Origin of the sequence: Pseudomonas sp. NFACC39-1 (assembly GCF_900110355.1) — a bacterium.
Taxonomy (GTDB): domain Bacteria; phylum Pseudomonadota; class Gammaproteobacteria; order Pseudomonadales; family Pseudomonadaceae; genus Aquipseudomonas; species Aquipseudomonas tehranensis.
Window position 1 is genome coordinate 224,361 of record NZ_FODL01000003.1, and the last position, 20,468, is coordinate 244,828.

A 20,468-nucleotide genomic window follows, 5' to 3' on the forward strand; every position below is an offset into this window, starting at 1 on the left:
CGCTCCCACAAGGGATTGCGGGGGGCATACAACATCCGGACTCGACACCAAACCCTGTGGCAGTTACTCAAGCATTGGCATGGGTCAACCCGGTCAAGGTGTCGGCGATGGCCTTCGTGCGTTGCGCGGTGCCTTCGGTGGTACGGCTCGAGTCTTCCAAGGCATCGAGCATCTCGCGCAGGGCGCTCACGGCGACGGACTGGTCTTCGATCTGTTGGGCTACGCCTTGGATCTCCGTCGAGAGCAGATCAATGTCCACGCCAATTTCCGCGGCATTCTTGCGAGTGATCTCCGCTAGCTTGCGGACCTCATCAGCCACCACCGCAAACCCTCTGCCCATTTCACCGGCGCGCGCTGCTTCGATGGCCGCATTGAGGGCCAACAGGTTGGTCTGTCCGGCGATTTGCTGGATGACCTGTACGATCGACTGGATACGCAAGCTGGAACTGGCGAGCGCACGGGCGCCGACGACTGCTTCACTTGCTTGGGTGGCAAGCTGTTCGACGGTCGTACCGGCCTGCTCGGCGACGCTGTTTTGCCGGTCGATCGTACCCGCCAGGTCATCCATCGACAGGTGAAGCTCACCCGAGTAGTGCTTGATTTGCGTCGCCATCTGCGCTTGCTGCTGGCTGGCCTGGGCCAATACCTGGCCCAGATCGGTCAGGCCGTCGAACACCGGCAAGATGGTGTTGTCCAGACCGCGAGTGTCCAAGGCGCTGCTGAAGTCATTCGTTTTGAACGCCATGATCTGCTTGACCACGACATGGTTCAGGCCCGCCAGCTTTTTGATCTGCCGGCGCAGGAAAAAAGCCTTGAACTCGCCATAGTGGGCGATGAAGTTGTCGACGTACTCATCGACAAAACTGGCGCCCTTGGTGACTCTGAAGAAGAAAATCGCCGTAAGTGTCTGGTTAAGATTCAGGCCGAGGATTTCACCAAACGTCGAGAAGCCAGCCAGAGGCACATCCCCGAAAATACCGGCCATGCTGCCCAGGTCGCTGCTGTTGTTGAGCCGGCGCAGGATGCAGTCGTTGAGAATGGCGGCCACCGGACGGCCGCCTTTGCCCTTGAGGAATTTCTCGTAGTCGAGTCGGGTCGCCTCGCGCAGGGGCGTGCGCTTGACCATCACCAGCTCTTCGCCGGGTGCCACGTCGCAGAACAGCTGGATGATTTGCTGCTGATAATCGATGCGGGCAATGGAGCGTACGAACAGCTCATCCCCCACGCGGATGGCAAATGAATAATCGGCCAGCTTCTTTTCCAGCGCCTGGGCACTGCACTCGAATGCGTCGCACAGCGCCTGGACCATGCTCTTGATATTGCCGCGGCTGTCGATGACCTGGTCGATGGTGCGGTCTTCGACCGACGCGGTCAGCACGTTGAACGTCAGCCCGGCAGGTTGGAAGTTCTGGCTCTTGAACACCCCGAAGCGCACATCCGCTGCAGTTTTCAGGAAGACAATCTGCGCGTGGTTCTGATAACTGCGTTGGCCGTCACTGATCAGGGTCTTTTTGAAATCCGTCTTGCCACCGGCTGAGCCGCCGACGAACAGACAGGGGAAGCGCCCAGACTCATAGAGCGCTTCCATAAAGAACGACTCGGAAGCCGAAAGTCCATCGAACACCACGTAGGCCAAGGTATCGCGATGATCAATGGGCGTGTTCACTCGCGCCTGCTTGATGTTATTCACCAATCTGGCGATTCGCTCGCGCATGGCCAAGCGCTTGCCGCCACCGCGGATGTCCTCGCACTCCAGCGGCACCATGACCACCTCGGCCGACACAATCACACTGGCGTCAAACAATTGCAGCACCACCCGGTCCCAGGTTTCGCCGGTCTGGCAGTACAGCGTGTTCGCACCGTTGCACAGCTCGCCCGACGTCGTGCACAGACTGATGGCGCTGTTGGCGAAGCGCTTCTTGACCTTGGCGGCGACCTGGTCGATGTCCAGGTGCGGGGAGACGAACCCGGTGATCAACACCGGGGTGACACGCACGCCGGCCAACGCCTGGTCGAGTTCGGCAGAGGTGCAGACCACGCTGACCGTACCTTGAGTATGGGCGCGGGCCTTGTCGAAGAGATTCAGTAGGTTCATGGCTGGACTCGGTTGAGTGCGATGTGACGCGTACGAGGTATGCGTGCAGAGTCCTTCCGCTGTATTGGTCACGGTTGGCTGTGCTGGGGAGGATTTACTACGCAGGAGGGTGTGGCGGCGTTCAGGTAGTACAGGAAAGCAGTCTAAGACCCTCTGCGTAGAACCCAGCTACAACGTAGCTATTTCCGGCCTGAGTCCACAGGGGCTTTTGGGTTGGGTTTTCTACGCCTGTTGGCCAGCGACTTTGGTATATGTCCGGGAGATCCGGTGCATGGCCTGGTGGGTGACGGGGGTTGGCTCGCGTAATCTACGTTGGGCACCGTCCAGGCTGCGACCGAGGCGGTCTCGAGGCAGATGGCGCTGCAAGCCTTGCTGGAAGAGCAACAAACAGTGCTTGAAGTGCTCAACGAAGGCTTGGTGGTCTTGGATGAGCAGGGCTGCATCAAGGCGCTCAACCATTACGCCCGGCAGTTGTTCCGCGTGGGCCGTGACCTGCTCGGCAGTCCGTTCAAGAGCCTGGGGCAGAGCGAATTGAGCGATGCAGTTTTGCTTGGGGGCGGGGAAGGAGTACGGGATCTGGATTGCACCTTTGAACTACACGACCGCAGCCATCTGGCCTGTCTGGTGTCGGTCTGCCCGCTGGAGCAAGGCGGGCGGATCGTTTCGTTGCGCGAAAACCGCCGCGGGACGATCTTCCTCGACGAAATCGGTGACATGTCCTTTGACGCCCAGGTCAGCTTGCTGCGCGTCCTGCAGGAAGGCGAGGTCACGCGGGTGGGGGCAAAAAAATCGCTGCGGGTCAACGTTCGTATCATTGCCGCCACTCACCGCAACCTGAGCCAGGCGGTGGCTGAGGGGGCCTTTCGTGAGGACCTTTATTACCGGCTCAACGTCCTGAACCTGACAGTGCCGCCGCTGCGGATGCGCCGCGACGATGTGCCGTTACTGGCACGGCATTTTCTCGCGCGTTGTGCCCGGTCGCTCCGCAAGTCGACGCGGGACCTTTCAGCCGGGGCGCTGGATATGCTTGGCGCCTACGATTGGCCGGGCAATGTTCGCGAGCTGGAAAACGTCATTGAACGGGCGACCAACCTGGCGATGAGCGAACTGATCCAGCCAGGTGATCTTGCGCTGGAGATCAGGCAGCGAGGGCGACCATCGACGTGGGGAAGCGCCCCTGAACCTCGGACGGCGCCGGACCTTGGCACCCATGAAATGAATGCAATCATTGCCGCCCTCACAGACACGCGCGGAAACATCCGCCTGGCGGCTCAACGGCTGAATGTGTCGCGTGGTGGGTTGTACAACAAGATGAGTCGGTATGGGCTCAAGGTTGATGCGTTCCGTTCTTAGCCGGTGGCGCAACGCTGACGGTGAAACGGACGACCAATCGCCGCCCGATGCTGGTTTTATGCATCCTTAAGCTGGCGAGACGAGAAACGCCCGGCCAAAAAGAGCCGGGCTTCTCTGTCACTTGCGATAGAGCACCATCCCGGCGTGGTAGAGGACGCCGTCGCGAAACGTTCCATCGGCAGTGAAGCCCGTGTCGTCCCAGTAGCGGATGTAATCGCCTTCCACCTCGTAACGCCCCTGATAAGCACTTTCGCGATTTCCGCGAGCCTCGTCGTAGCGCCCATTTGGCAACAGCTCATGGCGAATATTCCCATCAGCGGTGATCCACAGGCCGGTGTAGGGGTGACTGGCGGTAGTAGGTTGAATACGTTGCATGTTCCATTCTCCTTCTGCGGTTAGATCAGCCGAGACGACAACGGCGCTCAAAGCGGTACCGATCAACAATCGGCTGATGCTTTTCATGTTCTGCCCTCACATTTGAACAGCGAGTTCGGATGGCCCTGTCCGGGCCGTCCGGTGTCATCTGTTTCGTGAGTCCAGAGTAGGGAGTGGATCCGCTTGGCCGTTATGTCAAAAATGTCGCGGGTTTGCCTGATCCTGTATGGCGTAACCGACACCGAACCGGCTTATCGATCCAGACCAAAGTCAACAGACGCCGGCCGAGGGCATCCTTGCCCGGTGCGTGCAGCGACAACGCCGCATTAGCCCGCGGTGACGGTCATGCCGCCATCGGCCATAACCACCGAGCCGACCATGAAGCTCGCACGGTCCGAGGCGAGGAAGGCGACGATTTCGGCAATTTCCTCTGGCTGCGCAGCGCGGCCGATGGGGGCCGCTTCGCCGTGCTTGGCTAGAAAGCCAGGGCCGTCGTCGACCACGTCATTGAGGATGTTGGTCACCACATCGCCGACGCCGATGGCATTGACGCGGATGCCATGCCCGATCACTTCGAGCGCCAGCGTGCGGGTCAACTGGGCCAGCGCGCCCTTGGACGCGGTGTAGGCAGCGATGGTGGGAAAGGCGAAGTAGGATGCGTAGGAGGCGATGTTGACGATTGCCCCGGATCCGTTGGGCATCATCGCCTTTACCGCTTCGCGGCAATGCATGAAGGCCGCAGTGGCGTTGACTGCCTGAATGCGCTCCCAGTCTTCGCGGGTCATGTCGATGACAAGCTTGTTGATGATGATCCCGGCGTTGTTCACCAGGATGTCCAGCCGGCCGAATTGCTCGACGGCCAGGCCGACCGCGCGTTCGGCGGCGCCGTCTTCGCTGATGTCCGCCACCAACGGCACCAGCCCGGGGCGGGCGAGCGCTTCGACGGCGGGGTTCAGATCTTCAGCAATGATCTTGGCGCCACGAGCGTGCAGCAACAGTGCGATGGCTTTGCCGATGCCACTGGCCGCGCCGGTGACCAGCGCGACTTTGCCTGCGACTTCGTGGGGAATGCTGTAGGTGATATCAGTCATGATGCTCTCCTGCGTTGCGAGCCGAGGAGACATTCGCCGGCTCCGCGCCCGTGAGGCGCTGTCGTTATCGACGGCTTCACTGTCTCTCAACGTGCCTGTTCGGGCTTTCGCAGGCTTGCCTGGACTGTTGGGGTTTTGCTCCAGCATACGGGGGCCGGCGCATCGTATGGGGCTGGCCGAAGCTGCCACGACCTGTCCCGCGACCTTGCTCATGGTCGCCGTGGCGTTATCCTATTGACACCAGCCCTCGTCAGAGAGCGTTGTCGATGGAGCATCCTGTGCGCCAACCCGATCCGCAAACCCTCGCAGCCAGCGATGCTCAACGCATTACGGGCGAATCAATGCTGCACTATTTGCCGGGAACGCCGCAGACGTTGCCGCCGCGTCCGCAGATGCAGGACGTGGTGATGTTGCGATTCAGCCATCAGAGCATCGTCGAGCCTATCCTGGTGCCCGCCGTGGTCGAGCCTCTTCTGGTGTGGGTGCTGGCGGGCGCGGCGCGGGTTGAGGAGCGCGCCCTGGGTGGGCAATGGGTAGCGTCCGAGGTCAAGACCGGCGACTTTTTTCTCACCAACACTGGCGAGCCCTACGAGATGCGCTGGCAGACGCACGGCTGCGACGCTTTCGAGGTGATGCACCTGTATCTTGGCCTGCCGTTGATTGATCAAGCTGCGCGCGAGGTACTGGGCGAGCATGCCGACCCGGTCACCTTCCTCGATGTTTCCGGTGCCCGGGATGAACGAATCAGTTTCCTGTTGGAGCAACTGCGCCAGGAGCTCATCGACGAGCGCCAGCCGAGCCCCTTGTTTGCCCACAGCCTGGCTCAGGCGCTGGCCGTGCATTTGGTGCGGCGCTACCTTGACCCAAACCGCAGTGCCCGGCGCAGCAACGCATTGCAGGCCTACAAACTGCGCCGTGTCATCGAGGCAATGACCGAGGGGCTTGCCGCCGATTTCGGCCTCGCCAATCTTGCGCGGGTTGCGCAACTGAGCGAGTACCACTTCAGCCGCATGTTCAAGCGCGCCACCGGGCTGTCACCCTCGCAGTATTTCATCCGCCTGCGCATGAGCCGCGCCCGGCATCTGCTGTTGGAGACGGACCGAAGTATCATCGATGTCGGATTGGAGGTCGGCTACTCGAGCCCCAGCCATTTTTCCCAGGTGTTTCGCCGCGAAGTGGGTGTCACGCCCAGCGCCTATCGCCGGGCGTGACGGCTGTTTGAGCGTTTCTGCGGTTTGCCATGTTCGTTCGGATCGCGCACACGACCGGTCGAAAAAAATAATTGCGTCAGGCTGTCGATTTCCACCATTGCCATTCGATTAGTCCGCAGAGCCACCACAAGGGCGGCTCAAGCCATCCACTCTCAGGAGATAAGCGCATGCGATTTATGGTGATCGTCAAAGCCAGTCCGGAATCGGAAGCCGGACAGATGCCTAGCGAAGAATTGCTGGCTGCCATGGGCGCCTACAATGAAGAATTGCTCAAGGCCGGGGTGATGCTGGCCGGCGAGGGCCTGCACCCGAGCGCCAGGGGTGTGCGCGTGCAGTTTTCCGGCAAGAGCCGAACCGTCGTCGCAGGGCCGTTTGCGCAAACCAAGGAATTGATTGCCGGCTTCTGGATCTTCCAAGTCCAGTCGCTGCAGGAAGCCATCGACTGGGTCAAGCGCTGCCCGAACCCGATGGTCAGCGACAGTGAAATCGAGATCCGCCAGATCTTCGAAGCCGAGGATTTTGGCGAAACCCTGACCCCCGAGTTGCGCGAGCAGGAAGAGCGCGTGCGGGCGCAGTTGTCCAATCAATCGTGACGCCGACTACAGGAGATCCGAGCATGAGAATCATCCCTTACCTGACCTTCAACGGCCGCTGCAAGGAAGCCTTTGCGTTGTACAAGGACGTACTGGGTGGCGAGCTGTTTTCCATGTCGTTTGCCGAGGCGCCCGAGGACGTCGGCATGCCCAAGGACGCTGACCTGATCATGCACGCCTGCCTGACGGTCGACGGTTTCAGTCTGATGGCTTCCGATTGCCCGCCAGGCCAGCCGTTTCATAAGCCGCAAGGTGTGTCGGTTTCCCTCAACGTCGACAGCGTGGAGGAGGCCGAGCGGCTGTTTAATGGCTTGAGTGCGGGGGGCAACGTGCAGATGCCCTTGGCGAAGACCTTTTGGGCGGAACGCTTTGCCATGTTCGAAGACCGTTTCGGGATCGCCTGGATGGTCAATTGTGAGGGAGGGAAATAAGCCGAATGGGTCTTGATCGTCGGCGCAGTAGGAGCAGGGTAGAAGGAGAATATCCGGATCAACCTATTTCTCGGCGCTTATCAGGTATGGGGTCAACACAGCTGGGTCGATGAACCCGGCTGCAGACTCTGGTCAGCCGGGCTGAAGCGGGCGTCCTTGCGGCGCGCCTGCGTGTATTTGACGGCATGCGTATCAGGTCAGAGGCGCTCTATGATGAGGACTACGCCTTGGCCTACACCCACGCACATGCTGCAAAGCCCGTAGCGACCTTGCCGGTGGTCCAGTTGATTCAGCGCGGTCTTGTTGTCACTCCTTCGCGCTATTGGCATCAAGTTTTATCAGGACCGCATCACCACGTTCCTGACCTTTGCCAGAAGCGTCGACGAAGCGGTCCAGAGCGGCATTCAGTTCGGTCAATCCCATCTGGCGGGCGATGAAGATCGGCCCACCCCGCCAGCGGGGAAATCCGTAACCGTGGACTAAGGCGATATCAATATCCTCCGGGCGCTGACAGACGCCTTCTCCGAGCAGCAGCAAGGCTTCGTTGATCAACGCCAGCACGGCGCGTTGCTGTATTTCTTCACGACTGAATGGTTTTGGCTCGATGCCTTTTTCAAGACGGTAATGGGCGATGATCTCGGCGACGGCGGCGTCGGTTCGCGGTTGGTTGTCATCGCTATACAGGTAGTAGCCCTTGGCAGTCTTGCGCCCCAGGCGACCGGCTTCGCAGATGAGGTCCGCAATACCAACGTAGCGACGCTGGTGACGCGTATGGGCGGTCTGCTGGCGCATCCTCCAGGCGATATCCAGTCCCGACATGTCGGCCACCTTGAACGGTCCCATGGCGAAGCCGTAACTCTCGAGGGCAGCGTCGATCTGTTCGGGGCTTGCGCCTTCTTCGAGCATGAACTCGCACTGGCGACGATAGGCGGCGTATAGCCGGTTCCCGACAAAGCCCCAGGAGTTGTTGACGACGATCGCCTTTTTCTTCAGGCGGTCGGCAAACTTCAGCGCTGTACAAAGCGTTTCATCGCGGGTCGAGCTGCCGCGCACGACTTCCAGTAGCGACATGCGATGCGCAGGACTGAAGAAGTGCAGACCCAGCACGCGCTCCGGGTGGGAGATGCCCACAGCGATCTTGTCGATATCGAGATAGGAAGTGTTGGTCGCCAGCAGAGTATCTTCGCGCACCAGTGCGGCCAGCTTGTTGATCAGCGACTGTTTCGCCCCCAGCTCTTCGATGATGGCTTCGATCACCAGGTCGGCATTTGAAACGACTTGAATATCCTGAGTTGCCCTAAGGCGGGTAAGGGTGGCATCGCGGTTGTGGGCACTCAAACGCTGCCGCTCAACTTCTCGTTCCAGTTCGCTCTTGATGCGGCTTACACCGGCTTCGAGAGCGTCCGGGTTCAGGTCAATCAGGTCGACGGTGTATCCGGCATTCAACGCGCAAAGTGCGATGCCGCTGCCCATGGTGCCGGCACCCATGACTGCTATTCGCTCGAGCGTGCGTCCGGCCACTTGCTGCTCTGGAGTATGTGGCTCGGTACGCTCTGCAAAGAACAGATAGCGCAGGGCCTTGGCCGATTCGCTGCCGCGTAGGGCAAGAAAGTGTGAGCGCTCCCTGACGATGGCATCTGCGAAGCTCAGCTCATCGGCTGCCAGGACCACCTCTGCCGCAACGGCTGCCGCAGGGAGGCCACGACAACTGGCTATCAGCTTGTGGGCCAGCGCTTTCAGTGCTGCCTTTTCCTCCCGGGGGACAGCGCGCGAGCTCAATGGCCTTTTGCCCCCTTTATAGCCGCATGCAAAGGACAGAACTTCAGCGTGCTGAGCTTGAGCATCGGTTTCCCTCAACAGATGATCTACCAGACCAAGCTCCAAGGCCTTGGCTGCGTTGACCGGTTTTCCGGTTACGATCATGTTGAGCGCTGTTGAAACACCGACCGCTCGAGGTAAGCGTTGCGAGCCACCGGCACCAGGGATGATACCCACCGTTACTTCCGGTAGGCCCACGGTGGCATTTGCCGTGGCCAGCCTTACATCACAGGCCAGGGCCAGCTCCAAACCGCCGCCGAGCGCGTATCCCTTGACGACTGCAATCACCGGCAGAGGGCAGGCTTCCAGGGCCGATGTAACCTGGGGCAAGGTGGGTTCCGTGGGTTCGTCTTCAAGCTCGCGCAAATCGGCGCCGGCCATCAGATTGCGCCCGGCGCCGGTCAGAACGACCGCCCGCGTCTGCTCGACATCGATGTCCGCCAACGCGGACAGGATTCCTCTTCTTACTGCTTCAGTGCTGCTGTTGACGGGAGGGTTATCGATGGTTATGACCGCGATGTCACCTTCATAGGCAAGGTGAACCCGGCTGCCATTTTTTGCTTCAGCCATAGCGCCTTTCTCCGGTGACTGCGTGGGCGCTTGCCTGATTCAGGACCAGTACGGCATCGGCCGCCACAACACCCTGGCCTTCGGGCAGGATGAAGAGTGGGTTGATTTCGGATGTCACCAGACGCTCGCCTAGTGCGGCGACCAGGGCTGAGAAGTTAACGATCGCCTGGGCAAGTGCTTCGATATCCCGACGCACGGAGCCGCGATAGCCATTGAGTAACGGCCAGGTGGTCAGTTTCTCCATCATCGCCCTGGCTTGCTCAAGCGTCAGCCCCCCATGGTCCGGCAACATGCACAGAGTGGTGTCCTTGAACAGTTCGGCTGTGACACCGCCGGCACCTAGCAGGATCGCCGTACCAAGGGCATCGCGGTTGGCACCGAGAATGAGTTCGTGGCCGCCCGCTACCATGGCTTCGATCAGGAACCGATCTGGGCGATAACCGACGTGACTGCCCACATCCGTGATCATCTGGTCGAAGCGCGCGCCGATGGTGTCGGCAGTCTGATGCAGGGCTACACCACCAATATCGCTCTTGTGCAGCAGGTTGGCGTCCAACACCTTGAGGACTACCGGTTGACTCAGTTCGCGAGCGGCATGGACGGCTTGTTCACGGCTGGTGACCACACGGCTTTCCGGCACGCTGATACCCACTTGGCTAAACAAGGCCTTGGCGGCCGCTTCATCGATAGAGCCCTCGGCCAGCGCGGTCATGTCGGGAAGCTGGGCAGTGGGTGCCGCATGTGTGGAGGGTAGAGGTTGAGCCCTGAAGTACAAGGCTTCGAGCACGGCACTGCAGCTTTCCGGGGAGCAGAATCCCGGAATCCCGGCGCTGTTGAGGCGCTTGAGCGTATCCGGTGCATAGGGGCTGACATACGCAAGCACTGGTTTATTGTTGGTGTCCAGGCAATCTTGGATGGCGCAGACGACCAGATCGGGCATGGCCAGACCTGATGATCCGATGATCACCACGAGCGCATCGTAGCTGTCGCTTTTCAACAGCGTGCGGATCGCTTGGCGCAGCAGGTCAGGTTGAAGTCCGGCCAGCGTCACGTCGATCGGGTTGCGGTCCAGAGCGGTGGGGGTATCACCCTGCAGTGCACGCAGCTTCTCGGCGGTGTCGGCATCCGGTTTGGGGGTGTCGAAATGGTTCATCCCCAGGCTGTCAGCGATCAGCGTTCCTGCGCCTCCGGTGGAGGTCAGAATGGCTACACGGCGGCCAGCCAACGGGCGACCGGTCACCAGCACCGCCGGAATGTCGAGGAATTCGTCAAAGGTGTTGGCACGAATCACGCCCAGTTCCCGGAAGAACGCATCGTAGACTCGGTCCTCACCGGCCAGTGCGCCGGTATGTGAGCTGGCGGCGGTGGCACCGGCTTCGGAACGACCAATCTTGAACACTACCAGCGGTTTACCCGCTTCCCGGGCACGCAGCGCGACTTCTCGGAAGCGCTGAGGGTTGCGGATGCTCTCCAGATAGAGCGCGATTACCTTGGTATTCTCATCATCGACCAAGTAGTCAATGAAGTCGCTGACCTCAAGATCCACCTCGTTGCTGGTGGAGATGAGCGAAGAGAGGCCGATGCCGCGGCCTGCTGCGCGGGAGAGCAGGGCACCGAGAATCCCACCACTCTGGGAGACCACCGCCACATGACCTGCCGGCAGGTCGGTGATCTCAAGGGCGCCGCTGGCCGAGAGTGGGATGCGTGCGGACAGGTTGACCAGGCCGATGGTATTCGGACCCAGAAGGCGCATCGAGCCTGCGGCTGCTTTGAGCTCCTGCTGCAGATCATGTCCGTCTTCACCCGCCTCGGCAAAACCGCTGGCCAGGATGACGGCAGCTTTGCAGCCAAGCTTGGCTAGAGAGCGGACGGCCTCAATGCTGCGTTTTGCGCTGAGCAGCACTAGACCCACATCAGGGGCTTGCGGTAACGACTCGATATTGGGGTAGCAGGGTAAGCCCTGGATTTCGGTAGCTTTGGGATTGACCGGGTAAATATCGCCCCCAAAGCCGTGTTTCAGAAGGTAGGAAACCGGGCGTCCAGAGGTTTTATGGGTATCTGCCGAGGCGCCTATGACGGCGATGCTTTTCGGGTTAAGCAGTGCATGAAGTTGTTGTTTCATTTGCCCGCCTCCTTGGCGGCATTGAGGAAGGCCTGCACCGAAGCGCGGTGCTCCCTGGACGTATAACAAATACCTTGGGCTTTGCTGCCTTCGGCGAACACCTGGTGTTCGGACATCTCGTAGCTGTGGTTGATGATGGACTTGGTCAGTGCAATCGCAGTGCGCGAACCGCTGCTCATTTCATCGGCTATGGCGATAGCGGTACTCAGCAGGTTGTCTGCCTCACACATCCGGTCTGCGATACCCAGTTGGAGCGCTTCCTCGGCTTCAACACGACGGCCGCTAAAGATCAGAGCCTTGGCACGTGCAAGACCTACTCGCCGCGGTAGAAAGTACAGGCCGCCGCCATCAGGGATGAGGCCACGAGCGATATAAGCCCAGGTGAAGGTCGCTGGACGCGCGGCGACGACAAAATCGCAAGACAGTGCGAGGTCTGCGCCCAGACCTGCGGCAGCTCCATTGACGGCAGCGATAGTCGGGATGGGTAGGTTGAGCAGCAGGCTGGCGGCATAGTGAACGCCTTGCTGGCGCTCCCAGCCGTTGAACCCAACGACCGCTGGATCCGCTTCCATGCGTGCTTGCATTCCGGAGATATCTCCTCCAGCACAAAAGCCTTTACCGGTGCCTGTAATGATCAGAGCGCGAACTTTACGGTCGCCACGCAAGCCCTCCAACAGCTCTACCAACTCAGCGCGCATGGCATCACTCATTGCATTACGTTTTTCTGGCCGGTTCAGGGTCAGGATGGCAACCCCGTTCTCTTGGTGGTAGGTGATGAGATTGTTCTGACTCATTGTTTGGTCTCTTGTAATTTAATTAAACCGATTCGAGTTATGCCTGGCGGAATGGCAGGCTGACTGTGTGAGTGCCAACTTATCTGACGCTTGGGACAGTCAGTCCTTCAGTCATCCTATTGAGCATTCTTGAGTTAACGAGTCAGGTGTTCAAATGACTAAACATGCCGATTGGTCTAACAAAACGTTGGGATGTCGTTCGGGTTTTGCAGCAACGAGTGGACTGAGAGCGCCAAACTAAGGACGCCGATCTGTCAGGTGCACGGTTTTTGGGCGACTGAGCATCGGCCCCATTGAGGTTCTGTTGGCCGATGCCAAACAACCGGCTGCTCTAGACCAAATAAATTCTCAGTTCAGGGCTGCTGTGCGTTCAGTCATAGTGGGGGCGCGGTAAAAAAGCCGGGTTGAGTTCTGCTGGTTGTTAAATCTACAGCTGGCGCTGGGCGAACGTTTGCCTGGCGACATCAGGAAGTCGGCAGCCCATAAATATAAAAACAATCGCGCCACTGGCAGGCGTGGAAAATCCGAGACTTTTGTCGCGGTGAGAGGTTATGCAAATGAACACATCGAGTGCATCGACGACTCCGGATAGGCCGAAGGAATCGGTAAGAGATCAGTGTAGTACGGGTCGTGTAGTCAAAGCGCCCTGTGGCGTATTGGATGTTTTTGCAGGTGTTGCCCTTTTGTGCGTGTTTGGGGGGTATTGCTGGGATGCCCTGACGCTGCCTGGGCCGGTAAACCCGAATGGAATAGGCGTGGGTGAATTTCCCCTGATCATCGCCGTTTCAGCTCTTCTTGCTGTGGCTCTGATGCTCTGTCTCGGCGTGATCAAATGTTTTCGCGGGAGCAATCAAGAACAGGTCGCGATTTTTCGACCTGTGTCGGTGGTGCTCGCCGTTTTGGTGCTGCTCAGTATCGGTACCTACTTGGATAGCCTGGGGCCAATCATTGGCGTCGCAGGACTTTCTTCTCTCATCATGCTGGTGGTGGGTGAACGTCGACCCGTCCAGATCCTTGCTGTTTCATTGGGCTTGAGTTTTGGGTTGTATGCGATCTTCGTTCTGGCTCTTGGTGTCAGCTTTTCTTGAGGTATCACCATGTTTGATAATCTATTGATCGGGTTTTTGGCTTTTGCCGACCCGCTGGTGCTGGTCGGTTTAATTGTGGGGGCACTACTGGGTTATATGATTGGTGCGCTCCCGGGGCTGGGTCCGAGTCTCGGTGTTGCTTTGTTGATTCCATTTACGTATAGCCTTGATCCTCTTGTATCCATCGTAACCCTGGTCTCTCTCTACGCTGCTGCTGAATACGGTGGAGCTATTTCTGCGATACTGATCAACTCGCCGGGGACTGCGGCTGCAGTCGCCACCTCTTGGGATGGCTTTCCGCTAACCCAACAAGGCAAGGCTGGGGTTGCGCTGACGATATCAATAGTTTCATCGGGTATTGGCATATTCATCAGTGCGGTGCTGTTGTTCCTGACAGCCGTTCCACTCTCGGAATTCGCGCTGAACTTTGGGCCTACAGCCTATTTTGCGTTGGCCCTGGTGGGGTTGAGCCTTGTATCTACCCTGTCGAATGGTGCGCCTGTCAAAGGCGCTATTGCGATGGCCATTGGTCTGGCGCTTGCGACGGTTGGTCTTGATTCGCAGACGGGAACTCCCCGTTTCAGCCCAAACCCTGAGTTTTTCGAAGGCTTTCCACTGGTGCCGGTGTTGTTAGGTCTTTTTGCACTTTCGGAAGTTATCTTTATGGTAGAGGCAGGGCCTTCTGCCAAGACCAAGAGCCATCCGGTGAACAGCATCCTTGCAGTGCCTTTGAAAACGTTTGGGAAGCTGAAGTTTAACTTGCTGAGAAGCTCTATTATTGGTTATGTCATCGGCGTTGTGCCAGGCGCTGGAGCCTCTATTGCGTCATTCGTTTCGTACGCCGTAGCCAAGAAAGTATCAAAAACGCCCAATGAGTTCGGTAAAGGTAGTCTAGAAGGGATCGCCGCAGCGGAGTCTGCTAATAATTCCGCGGTATCGGGTGCGCTTGCGCCGCTCTTTGCGCTGGGAATTCCGGGCTCTCCGACAACCGCCATCATGATCGGTGCCCTGATGATTCACGGTATTCAGCCGGGTCCTTTGCTGTTCACGACTAATCCAGAGATTCCCTACACCGTTATAGCGGCGCTTTGGATGAGTGTGCCGGTGATGATTTTCATCGGCTTGGCAGGGGCGAGGTATTGGGCGAAAGTGGCTGATATCCCTCGTCCGGCAATTGCGGCTGCGGTCTCGGTGATCTGCCTGATGGGAGCCTACGCTTCCGAAAACTCAATGTTCCCTGTTTACGTCACACTGGCCTTCGGTATCGTCGGCTATGTCCTGCGCAAGCTTGATATTCCGCTGGCTCCTATCATTCTGGCTCTGGTACTTGGGGAGATGCTCGAAACCAATTTCCGTCGAGCGCTGGTTATTTCCAATGGTGAGTATGATGTTTTCTATAGTAGCCCGCTGACCCTGGTCTTGTTGGCGGTTGCAGTGCTTTCTTTTGCGACGCCTGCCGTACGGTTCCTGCGTGATAAGTTCAGTCGCGGACGCCTTGTGTAATGGATGTTAAGTAAAAATAACAGCGTTGTCAGGTGATCGTGAAGTTTAAACTTTTATGGAAGTTTGGACAGAGTGAGGCTTTACGGCCCGATACCTCAAGCCGATCAAGGTTTGCTGTGTCGGGCTGTTTTGCGCGTGAAGGCTGCTTTCGATTTCTACCGATGACGGGTGGCGGTTGCTGTATACATCACGATTATTTTTCTGGGAAGCTTTTGTACATGTTTTATTCTGGGTCGATGGGTAATGACGCGGGCTAAAGTTGAGGGTGTTGTGATGGGGGTTAATATTTTTGGTGTTTCCCGGTTGCTGTTGCTGTATGTTCTCTGCTTTGGTGTGGGGTGGGTGTTTCTTGAGGTTGGGATGCCTCTGCCGTTCATGATTGGCCCACTGATGCTAACGGCGTTTCTTTATATTAGCGGTTTGATGAAAGCGGCTGTTCCGGCTAAAATCCGGCCCTGTGGCCAAATGATAATTGCTTCTACCGTGGGGTTGGCATTTACCAGTGAAGCGTTGGCCGTTATTTTTGAGATGGGGCTCGCTATTATTGGATTGGCTGTCCTTACAGGTCTGAGTGCCCTGCTTGTTTCACTATTGCTTAAACGCTTTACACGCCTTGATTATTCAACAGCATTGCTGTGCACGATTCCCACCAGTCCGGTAGAGGCTGCTGTGATCGCGGAAAGGTTCGGGTTGAATAAGGCAGTGGTGGTACTGTCGCAAACCATTAGAATAGCGAGCGTTGTGGTAATAGTCCCGATCGCTTTGTATGTGATGGATGGTTGGCCAGGAAATGCTGAGCGAAGTAGTGGAGGGGTGGGTCAGTTTGATCCGGGTGGCGTTCTGTTGTTAGCCATTTCTGCTTTGACCGGTGCTATGCTGTTTCGACTTCTCAGGTTACCAAACCCTTATTTTTTCGGCGCTTTACTGGTTTCTGCCGCCGTATCCAGTAGTGGTCTTCATGTCGCTCCTTACCCGTCGTTGATCATGGCTGCAGCTCAAGTTGTTCTTGGTACTTGGTTGGGCTCCGTGTTTACCAAGGATCTATTTCTGGAAGTCAGGCTGACACTCTCCATTGTCATTTCCATGCTGTTTTTCCTGTTATTGACAAGCTTGATGGCAGTTGCGTTTGCTGTTCTGTCGGGCTTTCCATGGGAGGTCATGTTGCTCAGCGCTGCGCCTGGAGGGGTTACTGAAATGGCATTGACTGCGCAGTTCCTTGGCTACAATGTTGCTGTAATTGTTTCATTTCAGATTGTGCGGATCTGCATATTCATGCCGGGCGTTCATTGGTTCATCGCAGTGGCTCGAAGGTTTGAGTTAGGGCGTTCGTCCTGACGAGTGGCGAAAACGCTGGAGAGAGGTGGCACGCTGTTGAGCTTCATACATCATTCTGGTCGCTCAACTGGCTCCTGATCGTCTCGGTCAACTCAAGTAGAGGCCCCGAATAGCGCGCGATCACCTTGTCGATACTTTCGTTGGTTGACAGGCTGATATTGAGTGCATGGGTGCGATAAGTGGGTAGATTAAGCGGGGCGGCTATTGATACCACTTGAGGCTGCCAGGAGGCTGCGCAATAGCCATGGCACATAACGCTTTGAATGGCATCGTCGATTTCTCTGCTCAACTCTGCCCAGCGGGAAGCGCATCGCCGTGCTCTGAAATGTTCCAGCAGCGCCCCGCGTCGAACCTCATCCTGGACTGATAGGTAAGCCCGTCCCAGTGCGGTGAGGTCTATGGGCAGACGCTGCCCTGTTCCCACGGTGCGCGGAGACTTACGCGCGCCTAACCTGATCGACTCTATATAAACCATTTCGTCGCCGTCGGCGGCTGCTAATCCGACGTTCACTTGCAGTTGCCTGGCGACTTGACGCATCAGCGGTTCCGCTACCCGCACCAGAGAGCTTCCGTGATACAGGGTGTGCGCCAGACTTAGCAAGGAAGATGCTAGCCGGTAGGCACCACTGACCGGGTCGTAGTCCAGGAAACCTGCACGAACCAGCGTTTGTGTCAGGCGGCTAACGGTCGACTTGGAGAGGCCAGTCCTTTCGCTTAGATCTCCGTTGGTCAGGTATTCACTACCCGGACGGAAAGCCCTTAACAAATCCAGGCCGCGCTCCAGGGACCGATTTGGCGTTGACTTGCCTTGACCGGGAATTCCCGCGAGCGTTGCTCCGTTGCTGGCCTCTGCCAATGCGTAAAGTTGTTTGGTGGTCATCGTCATGGCGCTCTTTGGGTTTCGGATGAGAGCGGTACTGCCGGAAGGCGCACGGCGGCAAATCATCGACACCGGCACGGCGCAACCTTGGGCTGGCTTATTGCGGCCGTGACTCGTTTCTACCCCCTTTTTTGCAACGCCGCATCAACGCATGGTCGCTCAATTGCGTCAAGGAGCAGCTCGCTTGAACAGCGCCCCCAAGTGGGAACCGGGCACCGGCTGACTGGATCAAACCCCATGCTGCACCCAGGCGGGGTGGGGCCTGAATCCCCAAATGAGCTGATGCCCGCACAGCCTTGCTGTTCCAAGGAGTGGAACAGCTTGGTTGACCATTCGAATTTCGATTGCATAATCGATGAACGTTCATTTCAGACTCATAACAACAAATAGGTCTCTATGAAAGTTCCCTATCTTAAGGCGCCGTTGCGGCGCTCCTCGGCAATTACATATTGCTTGGCGCTCGCCTGTGATGATCGAGTCGTAATAAATATTATCTGGCGTTATGTCAAGTATCCAATAATCAATTTAATGGGCTCTTTGTCTCCGGATAAGCCTGTGCTCCATAATAATTAATAATCACTTCAAATAACGCAGTCGCCTATTTGAATTGATCCTAAATGGGTAATTTCTAGCCAGCCACCATGCGCGTGCGAGTGGGCGCGTCGGGTATCGGCTTGCTGAGTAATTCCCTTAGTTCTCCTCCGCCCACCCTTGACCGGTTCTGCGGTTGGCTGTGGTGTCCGGTCCTTTTTAGGTACTTGCAATGACGCTAATAAAAAATATGCCCTTGTGTGTAGTAGGAGCGGGACTTGCTGCTAGTGTTCCATCGGTCTTCGCAGAAGGCATTTTAAATGACAGCAAAGCCTCGCTGGAACTTCGAAATTTCTACATGAATCGTGACTTCAGAGAGGGGAGCGGTCAGTCACAGCGAGAAGAGTGGGCCCAAGGTTTTATTCTGCGGTACGAGTCTGGCTATACCCCTGGAGTGATCGGTGTTGGCTTTGACGCTATTGGTATGCTCGGTGTAAAGCTTGATTCGAGCCCCGGTCGGGCTGGCACTGGGCTTCTGCCGGTGCAGGATGACGGCGAGGTGCCTGATACCTACTCAAAGGCTGGTGGTACCTTCAAGCTGCGTGCCTCCAATAGCGAGTTCAAGGTTGGGACCCTGTTGCCCAAGTGGCCCACGCTGCAGGCTAACGATGGTCGCCTGCTACCGCAAATCTTCGAAGGGATGCAACTCCAGGTGCGAGAGTTGAAAGGGCTTGAGTTCACGGGGGCGCAAATCCAGCGCACCGTTCAACGCGATCAGACTGGCGACGAAGGCTTGGCGCTCAATAACAAAAACCGTCGGTTTAGCGGGTCTCTGGATGGAGGGGACTTCGATGTGATGGGGCTCACCTATCAGTTTCTGAAGACCACTAACCTCAGTTACCAATACGCTCGCTTCGAGGATATCTATCGGCAACAGTTCTTTGGTATTACCGACCGGCGCAAGGGAGATTGGGGGGCGTTCAACAGTGATATCCGCCTTTTCCTGAGTGACGATGAAGGGTCGGCACAGGGGGGAGCCATCGACAACCGGGCATTCAGCGCAATGGGTACATACAAATTGAGCGGACATTCGCTGGGTGTTGGTTACCAGTTGATGTCGGGCGACTCGGCTTTTCCCTATGTGGCGGGTTCCAACCCCTTCCTGGTCAACTTTGTTCAGATCGGTGATTTCGCTGAAAAGGATGAGCAATCCTGGCAGCTACGCTACGACTTTGACCTCGCTAACGTCGGTATTCCCGGCCTGACCTTTATGACTCGTTACCTGCGAGGCAGTGGTGCGGATGTCCGGGGCGCCGACTCAGCTGGTGAGCGCGAACTCGATATCGAGTTGCAGTACGTGATCCAGAGTGGGGCGCTAAAGGGGCTGGGCATGCGCTTGCGCAGTGCTACCTATCGGTCTGACTTCTCCCGTGACGCCAACGATGCTCGAGTGATCGTTAGTTACCCGCTCAACCTCCTCTGAATCGGACCTGCTCATGGAGCCGGTTCGATGCATTTAAGTGCTGTAGAGGTGGTTGATTTAACGCGGCTGATATCTTTAACGATGAGTGTTGCTCTTAGGGCTATGAAGAAGTTTTTCCTATTTGGAATACTGACAGCGTTTTCTGGTGATTGAATGAAATATCCACTTCCCCCGCTGAACCCTTTGAGAGCTTTTGAGGCCGCTGCCCGGCTGTGTAGCCTGACAACTGCTGCAGAAGAGATGAATGTATCGCAGGTGGCCGTCAGTCGTCAGGTGCGGGTACTTGAGGAGTATTTTGGGGTCGCCCTGTTTCGACGCTTGCACAGGGGGATCGAGCTGACGCGGGAAGGCAAGGAACTTTACGAGGGAATTACTCACGCTTTCCAGGACATCAGTAACGCGGCGCGTAAAGTTTCACGCAGAGGAAGAAGGAATATTCTTTCCATCCAGTCCTATACCACCTTCTCGCAGCGATGGCTGATTCCCCGGCTGGCTAACTTTCATGATGCCAACGAATTGATTGAAGTCAGGCTCTCATCTTCGTTGGCTCCGGTGGATTTCGAAACGCAAAACATTGATGCCTCGATTCGTTCGGGCCATGGGGATTGGCCTGACCTGCACGCGGAAAAGCTCGTCGATATTGAGCTGATCCCCATTTGCTCGCCGATGTTGATGGAGTCCGCGAAGCTCGAAGCGCCGCAGGATCTTTCCCACATACGTCTGCTTCACTCCATGGCGCGTCCAAACGATTGGGCAAGTTGGCTTTCATCGATCAATGCGGGCGTCGATGCCGATACAGGTATTCGCTTTGATAATTCGGCGCTGGCTTACGAGGCGGCATCGATGAATATTGGGATGGCCATCGCCGTCAAAGCCTTTGTCGAGCGTCAGATTAAAAATGGAAGTTTTATCGCGCCTTTCGAACATACTTATAAAACCGGGGAGAGTTATTATCTGACATGGCCGCGAAAAATGCGCCCATCTGAGCCATTGCTGAAGTTCCTTTCGTGGATGCGAGAGCTGTTGGCGATGACGGATTAATAATCAATGCTGTGGAATGACTGATCGCCGATTCGTAGTGCCGCGACGATTCGTTGATGTTCTCTCGTGGCTGGCAAGCCTGCCCAATATAAACGCCGCCTTTGGCTGACAAATCGTCAGTACCGTTTTGGGTTGTTTTTTGGGAGCCTTAGTT

The 20,468-nt window shown here is 57.2% G+C and carries 15 protein-coding genes and 2 pseudogenes; 9 read left to right on the forward strand and 8 right to left on the reverse strand.

The window, feature by feature from the left end; genetic code table 11:
* Positions 1 to 67 precede the first annotated feature (67 nt).
* Both BMY45_RS28605 and BMY45_RS28610 read right to left on the reverse strand, forming a co-directional pair.
* On the reverse strand, positions 68 to 745 hold the full coding sequence (locus BMY45_RS28605; protein ID WP_371913919.1) for a methyl-accepting chemotaxis protein: 678 nt from the start codon (positions 743 to 745) through the stop codon (positions 68 to 70).
* Positions 746 to 940: 195 nt separating this feature from the next.
* Positions 941 to 2,095: pseudogene (locus BMY45_RS28610) on the reverse strand (FIST signal transduction protein); the annotation flags it as partial.
* Between the two features lie 309 nt (positions 2,096 to 2,404).
* Here BMY45_RS28610 and BMY45_RS07840 point away from each other — a divergent pair.
* Positions 2,405 to 3,448: pseudogene (locus BMY45_RS07840) on the forward strand (sigma 54-interacting transcriptional regulator); the annotation flags it as partial.
* 117 nt (positions 3,449 to 3,565) lie between these two features.
* Here the strand turns inward: BMY45_RS07840 and BMY45_RS07845 are convergent.
* Complete coding sequence (locus BMY45_RS07845) at positions 3,566 to 3,823, reverse strand: Atu4866 domain-containing protein (protein ID WP_218189641.1); 258 nt, start codon at positions 3,821 to 3,823, stop codon at positions 3,566 to 3,568.
* A 326-nt stretch (positions 3,824 to 4,149) separates the two neighbouring features.
* On the reverse strand, positions 4,150 to 4,914 hold the full coding sequence (locus tag BMY45_RS07850) for an SDR family NAD(P)-dependent oxidoreductase (RefSeq protein ID WP_092396327.1): 765 nt from the start codon (positions 4,912 to 4,914) through the stop codon (positions 4,150 to 4,152).
* A 266-nt stretch (positions 4,915 to 5,180) separates the two neighbouring features.
* On the opposite strand from BMY45_RS07850, the gene BMY45_RS07855 reads away from it, so the two are divergent.
* The 3 genes from BMY45_RS07855 (at position 5,181) to BMY45_RS07865 (ending at position 7,149) form a co-directional block, all read left to right on the forward strand.
* Positions 5,181 to 6,125, forward strand: a complete 945-nt coding sequence (locus tag BMY45_RS07855) for a helix-turn-helix domain-containing protein (protein ID WP_092396329.1) — start codon at positions 5,181 to 5,183, stop codon at positions 6,123 to 6,125.
* Positions 6,126 to 6,292: 167 nt separating this feature from the next.
* Entirely contained in the window at positions 6,293 to 6,718 is a 426-nt protein-coding gene (locus BMY45_RS07860) for a YciI family protein (RefSeq protein WP_092396331.1), read from the forward strand.
* Between the two features lie 23 nt (positions 6,719 to 6,741).
* On the forward strand, positions 6,742 to 7,149 hold the full coding sequence (locus tag BMY45_RS07865) for a VOC family protein (RefSeq protein ID WP_092396333.1): 408 nt from the start codon (positions 6,742 to 6,744) through the stop codon (positions 7,147 to 7,149).
* Between the two features lie 306 nt (positions 7,150 to 7,455).
* On the opposite strand, the gene BMY45_RS07875 is transcribed toward BMY45_RS07865, so the two are convergent.
* From BMY45_RS07875 to BMY45_RS07885, 3 genes are read right to left on the reverse strand one after another with little or no spacing between them, the layout of a single operon-like run.
* Positions 7,456 to 9,537 carry a 3-hydroxyacyl-CoA dehydrogenase NAD-binding domain-containing protein gene (locus BMY45_RS07875; protein WP_092396335.1) on the reverse strand — a complete coding sequence of 694 codons (2,082 nt, stop codon included), beginning with the start codon at positions 9,535 to 9,537 and terminating at the stop codon, positions 7,456 to 7,458.
* Positions 9,530 to 11,659, reverse strand: coding sequence for an acetate--CoA ligase family protein (locus BMY45_RS07880; RefSeq protein WP_092396337.1), 2,130 nt, complete (start codon positions 11,657 to 11,659; stop codon positions 9,530 to 9,532). Before BMY45_RS07880 ends, BMY45_RS07875 begins: the two co-directional genes overlap by 8 nt.
* On the reverse strand, positions 11,656 to 12,453 hold the full coding sequence (locus BMY45_RS07885) for an enoyl-CoA hydratase/isomerase family protein (RefSeq protein WP_092396339.1): 798 nt from the start codon (positions 12,451 to 12,453) through the stop codon (positions 11,656 to 11,658). Before BMY45_RS07885 ends, BMY45_RS07880 begins: the two co-directional genes overlap by 4 nt.
* A gap of 557 nt (positions 12,454 to 13,010) precedes the next feature.
* Here BMY45_RS07885 and BMY45_RS07890 point away from each other — a divergent pair.
* From BMY45_RS07890 to BMY45_RS07900, 3 genes are all read left to right on the forward strand, one after another.
* Positions 13,011 to 13,541, forward strand: coding sequence for a tripartite tricarboxylate transporter TctB family protein (locus BMY45_RS07890; protein ID WP_177193318.1), 531 nt, complete (start codon positions 13,011 to 13,013; stop codon positions 13,539 to 13,541).
* A gap of 9 nt (positions 13,542 to 13,550) precedes the next feature.
* A complete protein-coding gene (locus tag BMY45_RS07895) occupies positions 13,551 to 15,044 on the forward strand; it encodes a tripartite tricarboxylate transporter permease (protein WP_092396343.1) in 1,494 nt (497 codons plus the stop codon).
* A gap of 168 nt (positions 15,045 to 15,212) precedes the next feature.
* The gene (locus BMY45_RS07900; RefSeq protein ID WP_371913917.1) at positions 15,213 to 16,379 is read left to right on the forward strand and encodes an AbrB family transcriptional regulator; all 1,167 of its coding nucleotides are present in this window, start codon (positions 15,213 to 15,215) and stop codon (positions 16,377 to 16,379) included.
* Positions 16,380 to 16,422: 43 nt separating this feature from the next.
* On the opposite strand, the gene BMY45_RS07905 is transcribed toward BMY45_RS07900, so the two are convergent.
* Entirely contained in the window at positions 16,423 to 17,265 is an 843-nt protein-coding gene (locus BMY45_RS07905; protein ID WP_367616229.1) for an IclR family transcriptional regulator, read from the reverse strand.
* A 757-nt stretch (positions 17,266 to 18,022) separates the two neighbouring features.
* Between BMY45_RS07905 and BMY45_RS07910 the strand changes: the two genes are divergently transcribed.
* Positions 18,023 to 19,273, forward strand: a complete 1,251-nt coding sequence (locus BMY45_RS07910) for an OprD family porin (protein WP_092396345.1) — start codon at positions 18,023 to 18,025, stop codon at positions 19,271 to 19,273.
* Between the two features lie 153 nt (positions 19,274 to 19,426).
* Positions 19,427 to 20,314, forward strand: coding sequence for a LysR substrate-binding domain-containing protein (locus tag BMY45_RS07915; protein WP_092396347.1), 888 nt, complete (start codon positions 19,427 to 19,429; stop codon positions 20,312 to 20,314).
* The last annotated feature ends 154 nt before the right edge of the window (positions 20,315 to 20,468 follow it).